The organism is Microbulbifer maximicatervae (SeqCode), from assembly GCF_056231245.1.
In genome coordinates this window covers 4,953,995-4,969,093 of the sequence record NZ_CP174334.1, presented here as the reverse complement: position 1 = coordinate 4,969,093, position 15,099 = coordinate 4,953,995, and the positions used below count along the sequence as shown (strand labels likewise).

The 15,099-nt window shown below is 54.3% G+C and carries 13 protein-coding genes; 1 reads left to right on the top strand and 12 read right to left on the bottom strand.

All coding sequences use genetic code 11. The features are described 5' to 3' along the window. Positions 1-291: 291 nt before the first annotated feature. Genes gmhB through glyQ form a run of 3 tightly spaced genes read right to left on the bottom strand, consistent with a single transcriptional unit; the run spans position 292 to position 3,937 of the window. Positions 292-843, bottom strand: a complete 552-nt coding sequence (gene gmhB / locus ACJJIS_RS21740; RefSeq protein ID WP_475709062.1) for a D-glycero-beta-D-manno-heptose 1,7-bisphosphate 7-phosphatase — start codon at positions 841-843, stop codon at positions 292-294. Between the two features lie 56 nt (positions 844-899). Next, positions 900-2,981 carry a glycine--tRNA ligase subunit beta gene (gene glyS / locus ACJJIS_RS21735; RefSeq protein ID WP_475709061.1) on the bottom strand — a complete coding sequence of 694 codons (2,082 nt, stop codon included), beginning with the start codon at positions 2,979-2,981 and terminating at the stop codon, positions 900-902. After that, positions 2,981-3,937, bottom strand: a complete 957-nt coding sequence (gene glyQ / locus ACJJIS_RS21730; protein WP_475709060.1) for a glycine--tRNA ligase subunit alpha — start codon at positions 3,935-3,937, stop codon at positions 2,981-2,983. The genes glyS and glyQ overlap by 1 nt, the downstream gene beginning before the upstream one ends. Before the next feature lie 159 nt (positions 3,938-4,096). Here glyQ and ACJJIS_RS21725 point away from each other — a divergent pair, with 159 nt between their 5' ends. After that, positions 4,097-4,984, top strand: a complete 888-nt coding sequence (locus ACJJIS_RS21725) for a lysophospholipid acyltransferase family protein (RefSeq protein WP_444895588.1) — start codon at positions 4,097-4,099, stop codon at positions 4,982-4,984. A 33-nt stretch (positions 4,985-5,017) separates the two neighbouring features. On the opposite strand, the gene ACJJIS_RS21720 is transcribed toward ACJJIS_RS21725, so the two are convergent. From ACJJIS_RS21720 to def, 9 genes are all read right to left on the bottom strand, one after another. After that, positions 5,018-6,205, bottom strand: coding sequence for an ABC transporter permease (locus ACJJIS_RS21720; protein WP_475709059.1), 1,188 nt, complete (start codon positions 6,203-6,205; stop codon positions 5,018-5,020). 63 nt (positions 6,206-6,268) lie between these two features. Further along, positions 6,269-7,429, bottom strand: a complete 1,161-nt coding sequence (locus tag ACJJIS_RS21715; RefSeq protein ID WP_475709058.1) for an ABC transporter permease — start codon at positions 7,427-7,429, stop codon at positions 6,269-6,271. Further along, positions 7,426-8,121: an ABC transporter ATP-binding protein gene (locus ACJJIS_RS21710; protein ID WP_475709057.1), complete on the bottom strand. Its 696-nt coding sequence runs from the start codon at positions 8,119-8,121 to the stop codon at positions 7,426-7,428. The genes ACJJIS_RS21715 and ACJJIS_RS21710 overlap by 4 nt, the downstream gene beginning before the upstream one ends. 46 nt (positions 8,122-8,167) lie before the next feature. Next, positions 8,168-9,199, bottom strand: coding sequence for an efflux RND transporter periplasmic adaptor subunit (locus ACJJIS_RS21705; protein ID WP_108731210.1), 1,032 nt, complete (start codon positions 9,197-9,199; stop codon positions 8,168-8,170). Between the two features lie 97 nt (positions 9,200-9,296). Then, positions 9,297-10,748: a TrkH family potassium uptake protein gene (locus tag ACJJIS_RS21700; RefSeq protein ID WP_282930546.1), complete on the bottom strand. Its 1,452-nt coding sequence runs from the start codon at positions 10,746-10,748 to the stop codon at positions 9,297-9,299. Positions 10,749-10,834: 86 nt separating this feature from the next. After that, a complete protein-coding gene (gene trkA / locus ACJJIS_RS21695) occupies positions 10,835-12,220 on the bottom strand; it encodes a Trk system potassium transporter TrkA (RefSeq protein ID WP_475709056.1) in 1,386 nt (461 codons plus the stop codon). A 30-nt stretch (positions 12,221-12,250) separates the two neighbouring features. After that, the gene (gene rsmB, locus ACJJIS_RS21690; RefSeq protein WP_475709055.1) at positions 12,251-13,558 is read right to left on the bottom strand and encodes a 16S rRNA (cytosine(967)-C(5))-methyltransferase RsmB; all 1,308 of its coding nucleotides are present in this window, start codon (positions 13,556-13,558) and stop codon (positions 12,251-12,253) included. Between the two features lie 2 nt (positions 13,559-13,560). Further along, the gene (gene fmt, locus ACJJIS_RS21685; protein WP_475709054.1) at positions 13,561-14,508 is read right to left on the bottom strand and encodes a methionyl-tRNA formyltransferase; all 948 of its coding nucleotides are present in this window, start codon (positions 14,506-14,508) and stop codon (positions 13,561-13,563) included. Between the two features lie 75 nt (positions 14,509-14,583). Further along, positions 14,584-15,090, bottom strand: a complete 507-nt coding sequence (def, locus tag ACJJIS_RS21680; RefSeq protein WP_475709053.1) for a peptide deformylase — start codon at positions 15,088-15,090, stop codon at positions 14,584-14,586. Between the last annotated feature and the right edge of the window lie 9 nt (positions 15,091-15,099).

Sequence of the window (15,099 nt, the reverse complement as noted above, 5' to 3'; positions counted from 1 at the left end):
TGTTATTTTGCGCAGGCGGCAACAAAAGGCCTAAAAGAGCTCGTCTCTCAGGGGCAATACTCCGTTTCCCCAGTAGAACTTCTCAGAGCTTCATTCAAGTCTTACCCATCCATGGCCTAGCACGAATCATTAATACAACAATGGGCTCACCTTCCCGCTAGTTGCTTTTATAGGAATGTGTCGTGCAACTCAATAACTTGGCGTGTAGCTAAACGTGTTGTGTCGAATATAGTGCGTGAAGCTCGGGATATGACGTCTTTTTGATTTTGTGGGGCTACATCTAAGAGTTGACTACTGGGTGAGAAAAAAATTAGAAAAGTGTGCCAGATCTGTGAAAACTGAAGTGGCGGTTAGGCGAGGATCCGGCTGCTCGATTAGGTGCTGCAAAGTCTGATCACCTGCACCAGTTTTTACTAGAACGGGTTTACACCCCTTCTCCAACGCCAGATAAAGGTCTGCCAGCTTGTCTCCGACCAAATAACAGTCGTGCAGGCTGGTATCAAATTCAGCCTCGATGGCATCCAGCAGACCCGCCAGGGGTTTGCGGCAGCGGCAATTATCTTCAGGGCCGTGGGGACAGTAGAAAATAGCGGCGATTTCGCCACCGGCATCTTCCACCTGAGCACGCATTTTGGCGTGCATTTCTTCCAGGTCATCCAGATCAAATTGGCCCAGCGCCAGGCCGCTCTGATTGGTGGCTATCACCAGTTGATGGCCGGCCTGACTGAGCGCTGCCAGCGCTTCAATACTGCCGGGCAGGGGTTGCCATTCGTCGGCGGATTTGACGAATTTATCGGGATTTTCGTTGATCACCCCGTCGCGGCCGAGAATGATAATTGCCATATTCGTATCTCCCTGATTTGCGAGGCGGGGGTTTAACACCCCGCCTCTGCAAGTCATTACTTGGCAGGAACCAGCAGGGAAATATCGGCAACTTCGAGGAACAGTGCGCGCAGCTGGGCTAATAGGGCCAGGCGGTTGTTGCGCAGTTGCTCGTCGTCACTCATTACCATTACATGGTCGAAGAAGCTGTCTACGGTTTCACGCAGGCCAGCCAGACCGGCGAGGCCCTCGGCGAAGAGCGCATCGCTATACAGGGGCTCGACTTCTGTGCGGGCAACCTGTACTGCGGCGAAGAGAGCCTTTTCCGCCTCTTCCTGCAACAGAGCTTCATCAACACTGCTGGGTACAGCACTGTCTAACTTGGCGAGGATATTGGAAACGCGCTTGTTGGCGGCGGCCAAAGCACCGGACTCCGGCAGCTGGCTAAACGCGTTGACCGCGTGCACGCGGTTGTCGATATCCAGCGGGCGCGACAGCTTGCGCGCGGCAACGGACATAAATACTTCGGTGGCGATACCCTGATCTTCGTAACGGGCGCGGAAGCGCTCCAGTACATACTGCAGAGTTTGCTCCACCACCTTGTCATATTCACCCAGGGCGGTGCGCGGGTAGTTGTCGCGGGCCAATTCCAGCAATTCGCGCAGGTCCAGGTCGAGACGCTTCTCTACGAGAATACGGATGATCCCCAGGCTGGCGCGGCGCAGGGCGAAGGGGTCGCGAGAGCCGCTGGGGGGTTGGCCTATGCCGAAGATGCCGACCAAAGTATCCAGGCGATCCGCCAGGGCGATTACAGTGCCGGTGTCGCTGGCGGGCAGCTCGTCACCGGCAAACTTGGGCATATACTGCTCGTACATGGCCTTGGCCACATCCAACGGCTCGCCGTCATTTTCGGCGTAGTAGTAGCCGGCGATGCCCTGCATATCGGCAAACTCGAACACCATCTCGGTAACCAGGTCCGACTTGCACAGGCGGCCGGCGCGCTCGGCCCAGTCGCCGTTGCTTCCGGTTTTCTCAGCGATGGTGCGGGCGAGGGTGGCTACCCGTTCAGTCTTGTCGTAGACGCTACCCAGGTGCTGCTGGAACACGATTTGGCGCAGTTTCTCGCGGCGTGATTCCAGGCTGGTCTTTTTGTCGGTCTCAAAGAAGAAGGCGGCATCCGCCAGGCGCGGACGGATTACGCGCTCATTGCCGTGGATAACCTGAGCGGCATCCTGGCTCTCGATATTGGACACGGTGATAAAGAAAGGCAGCAATTGGCCATCTTCATCTACCACATGGAAATATTTCTGGTGCTCCTTCATGGAGGAGATCAGGGCTTCAGCGGGTACTTCCAGGAAGCGCTCTTCGAAGCGACCGGTGAGGGCTACAGGCCATTCAACCAGTGCAGTCACTTCGTCGAGCAGATCGTCATCGATGACCGCTTCACCATTGACGTTGTTGGCTTCGGCGATCACCTGGGCGCGAATAGCTTCGCGGCGCTCGGCGAAGTCAGCCATTACGTATCCGGGTTCGCGCAGAACCTGTGCATAGTCGTAGGCGGAGTGGATCTCCAGCTCGCGATTGCAGTGGAAGCGATGACCACGGCTGGTGTTACCGGCTTTTAAGCCGAGTACTTCACCGTTGACTACCTTGTTGCCAAACAGCATGACGAGCCAGTGCACCGGGCGCACGAACTCCTCGCGGCGTGCCCCCCAGCGCATACGCTTGGGAATTGGCAGTTGAGCCAATGCTTTCTCGACAATGCCCGCTAACAGGGATTCGGTTTCAGCGCCTTTTTGCTCGCTGATAAAGGCCAGGCGCTCACCTTTGTCGGTCTCTTTGCGTCCCAGCTCTTCAACAGTTACACCGTTGCTGCGGGCGAACCCCTCAGCGGCTTTACTGGGCTTACCCTCTTTATCAAAAGCGGCTTTGACAGCCGGGCCCAGCTTTTCAATTTGTTTGTCTTGCTGCTTATCTGCCAAACCGAATACTGCTACGGCCAGGCGACGGGGGGCTGCGTAGGCTTTAACTTCGCCAAAAGACAACTCGGCGCCTTTGAGGCCCTGGGTAATACCATCGGCGAAAGCGCTCATTAATTTGTGTAACGCCTTGGGCGGCAGCTCTTCGGTGCCCAGCTCTACCAGAAAATCCTGAGCCATTACTGCTTCTCCTCTTGCTCGATGTCTTCCGCCAAAATATCTGCCCGCAGTGCTTTATCTGCCATGGGGAAGCCTAAGGCGCGGCGCGCATCGTAGTAAGCCTGTGCCACGGCGCGGGCCAGGGTTCGTACGCGCAGGATATAGCGCTGGCGCTCAGTCACTGAGATGGCGTGGCGCGCATCCAGAAGGTTGAAGGCGTGGGAGGCCTTCATAACTTGCTCGTAAGCGGGGAGCGGCAGGCCCAGCTCAATCAGGCGTGTGCTCTCGCGCTCGCAGTGATCGAAGGTCGCGAACAGGAACTCCACATCGGCGTGTTCAAAGTTGTAGTGGGACATTTCCACTTCGTTCTGATGGAAAACGTCGCCGTAGGTGACGGGGCTGCCATCCGGGTTGCGGGTCCACACTAAATCGTAGATAGACTCGACACCTTGCAGATACATGGCGATACGCTCAAGACCGTAGGTGATCTCGCCGGTAACTGGGTAGCACTCGAGGCCGCCAACCTGCTGGAAGTAGGTGAACTGGGTAACTTCCATACCATTCAGCCAAACTTCCCAGCCGAGGCCCCAGGCGCCCAGGGTTGGGGATTCCCAGTTGTCCTCAACAAAGCGAATATCGTGGACAGCGGGATCTACGCCCATGGCGCGAAGGCTATCGAGGTACAATTCCTGGATATTGTCCGGGGATGGTTTCATTACTACCTGGTATTGGTAGTAGTGCTGAAGGCGGTTGGGGTTCTCACCGTAGCGGCCATCGGTAGGGCGGCGGCAGGGCTGTACATAGGCCGCATTCCAGTTTTCCGGGCCTATGGCACGGAGGAAGGTCGCTGGATGAAAGGTGCCGGCGCCCACTTCCATATCCAGAGGCTGTAGAATGACGCACCCTTGGCGCGCCCAATAATCCTGCAGGGCAAAAATGAGTCCCTGAAAGGTACTGAGATCGTATTGCTTGGACACCGCTATCTCCGGATCAGTATCTGCTGTGGGCAAAGGGACGCAATTATAGCGGCAGCGGCTCCTGTGCTTAAAGCGCTATAGCCGCTTCGGAGGTGTCAATGTTCATTCTCGAACTAGATAGCCGTCTCAAAATGGCTTTTGTGGATAGGAAGTAATTCAGTGGATATTAAAGGGCGCCTTGCAGTAGGGGCACTGAAAATCATTGGCAAACTGCCGTTGTCTTGGTCGCGACGCCTCGGTTTACTCGTTGGCAAAATTGCTGTGTGGACGCGCTCCGAGGGGCTGCGTCTGAGCCGTATAAACCTGGAGTTGTGCTATCCGGCCATGGACCCAAAGCAGCGCGAACGGCTCGCCAGAGAGAGCGTGATCAGTACTGCAATGACCGGCTTTGAGATGGCGGCCCTATGGAACACCCCCTGGGCCAAAAGTAAGAATGCGATTGTGGGAGTGCGCAACCAGCACTTGCTCGACGGGAGTGAAGAAGGCAGGACCGGCACAATTGTACTGATGCCGCATACGGGCAATTGGGAAATTTTTGGCTTGCATGTAGGCACCCTGGCTCCCTGCACAGTGCTATACCAGCCTCCCAAAATTGAAGCCTTGGACCCGGTTATTCGCAATGGGCGGGAAGTGACCGGTGGCAAGATGGTTCCCACCAACGTACATGGGGTTCGCTCGCTACTTAAGGCTCTCAAAGCCGGTAATTTTGCCCTGATACTTCCCGATCAGGAGCCGGATATGGGCGGTGATTTTGCTCCTTTCTTTGGCCGCCCGGCCCTGACGATGACCCTCGCCCACAACTTGATTCAGCGCACCAACTGCCATGTGGTGTTTGGTTTCGGCAAGCGCGTTGAAGGTGGATTTGAGCTGGTATTTGTTCCTGCGGAAAAGGCCATTTATAGCGATGAGCAGAAAGTTTCCCTGGCGGCGATGAATCGGGGAGTGGAGGCCTGTATTGCCCAGGCACCAGAGCAGTATCAGTGGGAATACAAGCGCTTCAGGAAACAGCCGGAAGGCAAGAGTAAAATTTACCGCAAGAAAAAGTAGGGGCTCTTCATAGAAGCCCCCACATAAAATTATTTAAGTCGCGTGCCGGAAAGCGACCACAACCGGCATGCGTGCCGCGCGCCAGGCTGGGAAGAAGCCGCTGATAAAACCGATCACCAGCGCCAATACGGCGCCCTGCACAAACAGGTCTGGGGACATCTCAAAACTGAACACCACCTGGGTAAAACTGCCTCCCAGAGTTGAGGTGTTGAGACCGTCGAAAAACAGGTAAGCAGCCAGGGAACCCAAAAGCCCGCCGGCAAGGGCTAAAACCATTGCCTCAGCAATAGTGCCGCAGAACGCGGAGAAGTTGCTGAATCCCAACGCGCGCAGCGTGGCGATTTCACGAGCCCGGTCCGCTACCGAGGTATACATGGTGTTGAGAGCTCCGGCCAGTGCGCCTAGCGCCATCACAGAGCTGATGATCCAGCCAAAAGTAGCGATATATTGCAGCTGTTTACCCTGGCTGGCGAAGTACTCCTGTTCGGTTTGCGCTTCCAGGTTTAGGCGGGGCTCGCGTTTGATGGTTTCCTGAATGGGCTTGAGATCGCCGTCATTCTCCAATTGCAAACGGATTGACTGGTAGCTGTTGCCGCGGTTGTAGTGACTTTGGATAATTTTGATATCTGCCCACAGCTCGCTCTCAAATATATTACCCCCTGTGGAAAAGACCCCAACAACTGTCCACAGGTTTTTGCCAAAGCGCACTTCTTTACCGATTTCGAAACCATTAAATTCACGCAATACCCCTTCACCAACAATCATTTCGTTAGTGCCGGGAGTAAACATACGCCCCTCTACCATACGCATGTTATTGCGCATGGCCATGCCGGTTTCATTGAGGCCGCGCAAGGGGATATTGGCTTCGGTGCCGGTGGATTTCTTCAGGCCATCGACAATAACGTAGAGCTCCGGTGATACCAGCGGGCCGTTCGTATCCCTGGCAACACCGGCCGATTCCGCAATCAGGTTGACCTGGTCCTGCAGGATTACAGAGTTGATTTCACTGGCAGACCCCTCTCGCATCAGGATTGCGATCTGGCTGGAGCCGGCCCCACTCATGGTCGCCTCAAATCCCTTGGCCATAGCGAGAAACGCCAGCAGGATTACGACGACAACTGCCGAGGCAAATACCATGGCCAGTGACATCCACAGGCGCCGGCGCAGGCTGCCCAGATTCATCAGGGTTACCGAAACAATTTGAGCAATAAGAGAACCCATAATTTCTTCTCCTTTAAGGTTTCCCCAGTGAAAACCATTGTGTAGTTTCAGTGGGGCACCAGTTTATTGTTGTCGGTTAAATGCAGTTACTATGTTAAGTCGCAGAGCCTGAAAGGCTGGCATCAGCCCGGTAATCAGACCCAACAACAACATAAATAGAATGGCTTGCAGGGCGATATCCCCATCCAAAATCAAGTTGGGCAAAAAGCGGGCAAGGAAGGTTTTTACCCCTTCGACCAGCAGCCAGGCTGCGGCCAGGCCGGAAAGGCCGCCGACAAAGGCAATTAACAGGGACTCCGACAGCACCATTCGGAAAATACGGGTGCTGGAAAAACCCAGGGTTTTTAATACGGCAATTTCCCCGGTACGCTCGCGAATAGCTAGCGCCATAGTGTTGCCAACCACTACCAATATGGTGAAAAAGGCAGTAAACACCACAGAAAAAATAATTAAGCCAATATTTCCGATTTGTTCAATAAAGGCTTTATTAAAGGCTTTCTCGGTACTGGTATCGGTTTCACTCTGCGAGTTGGCAAAATTGTCATCGATAGTTTTTGCGACGTTTTCATTGATGGCGGGATCATCGGTTGTTAGTGCCATCCAGCCAATCCAGTCGCCACCGAAAGTCTGTGTCTCCATAAAATATTTATAATGAAACAATAATTGGCGTGTATCGTACTGTTCCGTATCCCCTTTAAAAATCCCGGAAATTACAAATTCCCAGGTGTAGCCACCTTCTTTGTGCGAAAAAATATTGGAGGATAAAGGAATCCTATCGCCCACTTTCCAGCCGTAAATCTGCGCGAGTTTTTCCCCAACCAAGGCCCCTTGCCGATTGTTAAACCAGGCCTGCTTTTGTTCCTCGGGAATAACAATTTCTTCATAGACTTTTAAATAGGATTCTGGATCTACAGCCATTGAAACGACCTGCCGGCTGGGTTCCTGAAAATAACCGCCAAACCAGTTGAGATGAGTTACATGTTTCACTCCCTCGACGGCTGCAACCTTTTGCACATAGGCAATGGGTAGTGACTGGGTAAAGTTAATTCTATTGAATACCACCAGACGATTATCAGCGGATAATTCCACGCTGGAATTTAATGCGGACTTGAGGCTGGTAACCGCACCGAAAATCAAGAAGGCGATAAAAATAGCAAAGCAAGTAAGGAATAGCCGCAAGGGCTTCCTTGTCATATTTTTAAAAACCAAATAAAAATCACTCATGCCACTATTTCCCTCTGCACAAATTGTCCTTTATCCAGATGCAGGGTGCGCTTGGCGTATCTTGCAGCCGCGGGATCATGGGTAACCATCACGATGGTTTTGCCGTGATCGCGGTTTAACAATTGCAGCATTTCCAGTATTTCATCTGCTGTGGCCCGATCCAGGTCACCGGTGGGCTCATCACACAGAATCAGTTTTGGATCGGAAACGATGGCGCGAGCGATGGCAACACGCTGTTGTTGGCCGCCGGACATTTCACTGGGCATATGTTTTGCCCGATCACTTAATCCCACCAGGGCCAGTGCGGTTTCCACATTGTGGCGGCGTTGAGATTTGGACAGATTTGTCAGCAGTAGCGGCAGCTCTACATTGCGCTGGGCATTGAGCATCGGCATTAAATTGTAAAATTGGAAAATGAAACCAATATTTCTCGCTCGCCAGCGGGTTAGGGCGCCTTCATTGAGGGAGTCAATGCGCTCGATGTCAAACCATATCTCTCCACCGCTGGGTTGATCGACGCCGCCCAACATGTTTAACAGCGTTGTTTTACCGGAGCCCGAAGGCCCCATAATGGCAACGAAATCACCGCGATCAATTTCCATATTCAGGGATTCAAAAATGGAAATGGTCTCTTTGCCCTTGGTAAAACTTTTGCTGACATCCTTCAGCTGAAACAACACTTCCTCTGACATCTCAAATTCCCTCTTATAAATACTGTTGTGTTTTTATTGGTGTTTGCTAGGGAGCTGCGGCCTCGCCTGCGAGGAAGCCCACCTTAACGCCCATATCCGGCAGGATTCGAGCATCTTTGTCGTCGATAGCGATTCGTACCCGGACAGTCGCCTTGGCTCGATCGGCCGTTGGAATGATGGCGATAACGGTAGCTGGAATGTCCCAGTTCGGGTAGGCATCCAGGTTGGCGTTAACTTTCTGTCCCTTGGCGACCCGGCCGATAAAGGCCTCGTTCACATCCACTTCGATTTCGAGTGAATTCATATCCACGATGGTACAGATTCCAGTACGGGTAAAACCTCCGCCGGCAGAGCTGGGGGCAACTATCTCGCCAGGTTGTGCATTTTTTGTAGTGACTACGCCGGCAAAAGGCGCGCGGATAATATGATCTGCCAGGCGTTCGCGCTGCCTCTCAGCTTCAAGAATGGCGACTTGAATATTGGCGCGGGCACTTTTTAAGTCTGCCCGTAACCCCTCTACCGAGGATTCACTTTGGGTGAGCTGCGCTTTGCTGGAATAATTTTTGTCTCGAAGTCCGGCAAAACGCCGATATTGGCGTTCAGCCTCTTTTAACTTCGCGTGAATACTCGCTTCCTTGGCTTGAAGCACTTGAATTTGTGCCTGGGCAAAATCCAGCGCGACCCGCGCTTTGGCATCATCCAAGCGGGCCAGAACCTGCCCCTCCTCGACCTGCATTCCTTCTTCGACATCCACACTACTGATCAGGCCCATTACTTCAGCAGAGACGGTAGCCATGCGCCTTGGTGTGATATAGCCGGAAGCATTGAGAATGGTCTCGTGAAATTTTTCCTCCCTGGGAATTAAGCTGAGAGTTTTGGCTTGAGGTTCGCTACTTTGGGGGAGCACTGGTGTACTGTCTTCTGCAAATAGAGAAGCGCCGGCAAGGCCTATAACTATGCCAGTAACTAGGCCGACAGATGCCGCCAATATAACTTTGCGCGATGGGGAACTGGGTTCGGGCGCTGTTTCCCGATCAATTTTGAGTTGACCGAGCAGCGCACTAGTATCTCTGCTCATACAGCCTGTTTTTATTAGTTACTTCCTGTAAACAGCAACTGTGGCAGAAATTAAAAAATATTGCCACGCGTTAGCGTGGCCATGACATCTTGTGTTGTTAGTGGCGCCAAAAAGCCGGGGTAAGTAGTACTAGCAGGGTAAAAATTTCCAAGCGTCCCATCAGCATCGCCAGGATGAGAAACCATTTGGCGACTTCATTAACCGCACCATAGTGGGCAGCGGCTTCGCCGAGGGCGGGTCCGATATTACTCAGGCAGGAGGCTACTGTCGTGACGGAGGTCACAAAGTCTTCACCGGTGGCGATGACTATAATGGCGAGGATAAAAAAGGATGAAACATAGACCGCAAAGAAGCCCCATACTGCGTCGGTAACTCGATCGGGGACAATTTTGCGGTTGATCTTGATAGGGATAACCGCATTGGGATGTACCAAGCGATTCAGCTCGCGCATGCCGGACTTCATAATCAGCATACCGCGCACCGCCTTAATGCCCCCTGAAGTGGAGCCGGCACAGGCACCGAGAATACCTAACAGCAAGAGGACGTAGGGTAAGAATACTGGCCAGGCTGAGAAATTTTCCGAGGCGAAGCCGGCAGTGGTGCTGATCGAGACCACCTGGAAGAAACCGTGTAGCAGGCTGTTACCGGGGGAGAAGATATTCAATATCCACAGGTAACAGCTGATCAACAGGCCGGCACCGAGAATCAGCATAACGTAGAAGCGGAATTCTGAGTCGCGCCAATAGTGGCTGAGGGTCCTGTTGCGAAATGCGAAGAAATGCAGACCGAAGTTAATGGCAGCAGTAAACATAAACACGATACAAATAATCATGATCGCACGGTTGTGGGCGTAGAACCCCATACTGGCATCGTGGGTGGAGAAGCCTCCATTGGCCACAGTGGAAAACGCATGGCCAACGGCGTCGAATACCGTCATGCCGGCCCACCAGTAGCCGATGCCGCAGAGGATTGTAAGAATCACATAAATAACAATTAGTGCCCGTGCTGTCTCGGCAATACGTGGGGTCAATTTGGTATCTTTTACCGGGCCGGGAATTTCCGCCTTATACAGCTGCATACCACCGATACCCAGCATCGGCAGGATGGCCAGGGCGATAACAATTACGCCGATACCGCCAAACCACTGCAACTGCTGGCGGTAGTAGAGAATGGCAGGAGGCAGTGAGTCCAACCCGGTAATCACCGTGGCGCCGGTGGTTGTTAGCCCTGAGATGGATTCAAAAATAGAGTCGGTGATACTCAAGTCAGGCTGTGGGCTGATAATAAAGGGCAGGGCACCGAAGCTGCCCAGTACCAGCCAGAACAAAGATGTCACTACGAACCCGTCCCGGGTGCGCAGGTCTTCGCGCAAATCGTGCACTGGCAGCCACATGAACAGGCCGGTGATCAGAGTGATGACGAAAGCTGCGACAAATGCGCTATGAGTACCATCTTCATACCAAAGGGATACGCCAATCGGCGGCAGCAGAGTCAGGCTGAACACCGTCAAGAGAATTCCAAAAACTCGCGCAATTACCGCAATTCGCATTGGCGCCTATCAGCCTATCGTTATTTGTTGCAATGTTATCTGGACGGCGGAGACCGTTATCGCCGGAAAACGAAAATATTATTTGCTCAGAAAAAGCCAAAACCAACTTGGAACAGTTGTTCTACATGGCGGGTCTGGCGGCGGTCGATAAGGAAGACAATCACGTGGTCATCGCTCTGCACAATGACATCATCGTGTGCCATCAAAACTTCGCTGCCATTTTCCGTTTCCCGTACTATGGCGCCAATCGAGGCGCCCTCAGGTAAGTCGATATCTTCGATCTTGCGCCCCACCACCTTGGAAGTGCGCTCGTCACCGTGGGCGATAACTTCAATGGCTTCAGCTGCACCTCGACGCAGGGAGTGGACGTTGACCATATCTCCTCGGCGCACATGGGTGAGCAGGCTGCCAATCGTATTTTGCTGCGGTGAAATGGCAATATCGATTTCACCGCCCTGTACCAGGTCCACATAAGCGCGGTTATTGATCAGGGTCATCACTTTGCGTGCGCCCAGACGTTTGGCCAATAGTGACGACATGATATTAGCCTCGTCGTCATTGGTAAGGGCAAGAAAAACATCGGTATCTTCGATGCTCTCTTCCAGCAGCAACTCCTGATCGGAGGCGCTGCCGTGCAGGATAATGGTGTGAGACAGCTCCTCGGATAAAAATACACAGCGCTTGTGGCTCTGCTCAATAATTTTTACCGAATAGCGATTCTCAAGCCGAGTGGCTAGGCGCAAACCAATATTGCCACCGCCGGCGATCACTACTCGTTTATAACCGTGTTCCAGTCGACGCAGTTCGCTCATTACCGCGCGAATATCTGCTCGCGCGGCGATAAAGAACACTTCATCGCCGGCTTCAATCACCGTATCACCCTGGGGAATAATTGGCCGGTTGCGACGATAAATCGCAGCAACCCGGGTATCTACCTTGGGCATATGCTCGCGCAAATAGCGCAGTTGGTGCCCAACAAGAGGCCCGCCCTGAACGGCTAAAACCGTTACCAGCTGTACGCGACCGCCGGCAAAATCTAACACCTGCAAGGCACCGGGATGTTCCATCAGGCGGGAGATATACTCTGAAACCAGTTGCTCCGGGCTGATCAGTACATCGATAGGGATGGCCTGAGTATCGAATAATTCCGGGTATTGCAGGTAGGAAGAGGCCCGTACCCGGGCGATTTTGGTGGGTACGCGAAACAGAGAGTGCGCAATTTGGCAGGCCGCCATATTGGTCTCATCGTTATTGGTGACTGCAACCAGGATATCCGCATCCTCAATCCCGGCTTCCATCAGAATATCCGGGTGAGAGGCGTGGCCCAGTACCACGCCGATATCAATGCGGTCGCGCAGTTCGCGCAGGGTTTTCTCGTCGCTGTCCACCAGGACAATATCATTGCGCTCGGAGGCCAGGGCCTCCGCCAGAGAGCCGCCCACCTGGCCGGCGCCGAGAATGACAATTTTCATATCGGATGAGACTCGCGACTAGCGACGCCGTTATTCAGCTTTGCTCAGCAGAGCGTAGTAGAAACCGTCACCGCCGCCGGTTTGGGGTAGAAGCTGCATACCGGCAACTTGTTTCTCACCCCAGGGCTTATCGTTTAGCAGTTCGGGGGTATTGTCGCTCGCATCCTCAGTCTCCGCAATGAACGCTGCGACGACTTCACTGTTTTCCGCCGGTAGGCTGGAACAGGTGGCGTAAAGCAACTGCCCACCCGGTTTAACCAGGGGCCACAGAGCGCGCAGGATCTTGCCCTGCAAAGCCACTAACTCGGCAATGTCTTCTTCCCGGCGCAATAGTTTGATATCCGGGTTGCGGCGAATTACCCCGGTTGCCGAACAGGGTGCGTCCAGTAGTATCTGGTCGTATTGCTGCCCGTCCCACCACTCATTCGGAGACGTGGCATCGGCACAAATAAGCTCGGCACTCTGCCCGTTGCGCTCGAGGTTTTCCTCGACCCGCACAAGGCGGTCCTCCTCAATATCCAACGCGCTCAGCTGAATGCTGGATTCCTGCTCCAATAAGTGGCAACTCTTGCCTCCAGGTGCCGCACACGCGTCCAACACCCGGGCATTTTCCTGCGGCTGTAACAGCAGCGCCGCTAATTGTGCGGACTCATCCTGAACACTGACCAAGCCCTCGGCAAAGCCCGGTAGCACTGTGACTGAAACCGGCTCAACCAGGGTGATACCGACCGGAGAAATAGTACAGGGCTCGGCGGAGAGGCCGGTTTCGTCGAGCTGTTGTAAATAATCCGCGCGCGAGATCTTGGCGCTGTTTACCCGCAAGGTCATGGGTGGGTTGGCATTGTTGGCGCGGAAGATGTCTGACGCCTTCTCAGGCCAGGCGGCTTTAATCCGCTGCTGTAACCAGGCCGGGTGCATAGAACTGAACTGTGGATTGCCGGACAGTTTGCGCTGAAGCTGCTCACTGTTGCGCAGGGCGTTGCGCAGCACCCCGTTGATCAGCCCGGTCGCTCTGTCCAGACCGAGGCTGCGTGCGGCATTGACGGTTGCAGATATGGCGGCGTGATCGGGTATGCGAGTGTACTCGAGCTGGTAAATGCCCAGCAGGATCAGTGCATTGATCTCAATATCCGAGACTTTTTTACGCAGCAACTTGGCGGCGATCAATTGCAGGCGCGGTGCCGTGCGGGCACTGCCGTAACAGAGCTCCCGCAACAGAGGGCGGTCGCGCTCCTCGACTTTGTCCTCGGCGGCAGGCAGAAGTCTTGCCAACGAGCCACGTTCTTCCAGCAGTGAGGCGATAACTCGGGCGGCCTCGGCGCGTACATCTCTGCTCATAATTATCCCAGTTTGGTACCCGGGGCGAACTGCTCCCGGTAGCCTTTCAAAATTTCTGCTGCGGGAAGCGCTTTTTTACCCGGTAGCTGTATTAATTGGAGGCGCAGGGCCTCGCGGCCGCAGGCCACTAAAATACCTTCGTCGTCACTGGAAAGAATGGTACCGGGCTGATCACTGTGGCAGCCCTGTTCGATGGCTGCGCTATAGATACGCAGGCGCTGCTCGCCCTTCTTATCCCGATAAGTGCTCCAGCACACCGGGAAGGGGTTAAAAGCGCGTATCAATCGATGCAGTTCAGCAGCGGGGCGCTGCCAGTCGATCTGCGCCTCTTCCTTGGTAATTTTGTTGGCGTAGTTAGCCTGGGTATCGTCTTGTACCTGAGGGTTGGCACTGTCACTTTCCAGTAGAGCCAAGGCCTGGAGGAGGGATGGGCCGCCGAGTTCCGCCAGCTTATCGTGCAAACTGCCACCGGTATCGGATTCGGTAATGGCGCAGCGGTTTTCCACCAAAACCGGGCCGGTATCCAGACCCGCCTCCATTTGCATAATGGCGACGCCACTTTCATTGTCGCCTGCTTCCACCGCGCGTTGGATCGGCGCGGCACCGCGCCAGCGTGGCAACAAAGAGGCGTGCACATTGATGCAGCCCAAACGCGGGGTATCCAGCACCACCTGCGGCAGTATCAGGCCGTAGGCCACCACCACCATAATATCCGCTCCAAGGGCAGCGAGCTCCGCCTGGGCCGTCTCGTCGCGCAGGCTCAGGGGTTGGTACACCGGGATATTGTGGGAGAGTGCCAGCTGTTTCACCGGGCTGGCGAGCAATTTCTTACCGCGCCCAGCCGGCCTGTCCGGTTGGGTGTAAACGGCAATGACATTGTGCTCGCTGTCGAGCAGCGCTTGCAGGTGCACAGCGGCAAAGTCCGGTGTGCCGGCAAAAATAATATTCACTGACTTGCTCTCAGGTAATGGGGGTGGGAGAGCTGCCGTAAGGCGGCAGCTCCAGGCTCCTGCGGCTGGCGCAGATCAGGCGCGGCGGCGCTGGGATTTTTCCAGCTTGGAGCGGATGCGGTTGCGCTTCAGTGGCGAGACATAATCCACGAACAGCTTGCCGTCCAAATGATCGACTTCATGTTGGATACAGACCGCCAACAATCCCTCGGCCTCAAGGGCAAAAGGTTCGCCATTGCGGTCCAGGGCTTTAACACGCACTTTGCGCGGGCGCTCCAATGTTTCGTAGAAACCGGGAACTGACAGGCAGCCCTCGTCGTACTGGTGGATCTCCGGGTCCAGCACTTCGATCTCAGGGTTGATAAACCCGAGTGGTTCATTGCCGTCTTCAGAGATATCCACCACTACAATGCGCTCCTGCACATTGACTTGGATGGCGGCGAGGCCGATGCCGGGCGCGGCGTACATGGTTTCAAACATGTCGTCGAGCAATTGGCGGTGGGCGTCGGTCACTTCAGCGACGGGTTTAGCGACCTCGCGCAGGCGCGGGTCGGGAAATTCCAGTATCTCGAGTTTAGCCATAACACCTGT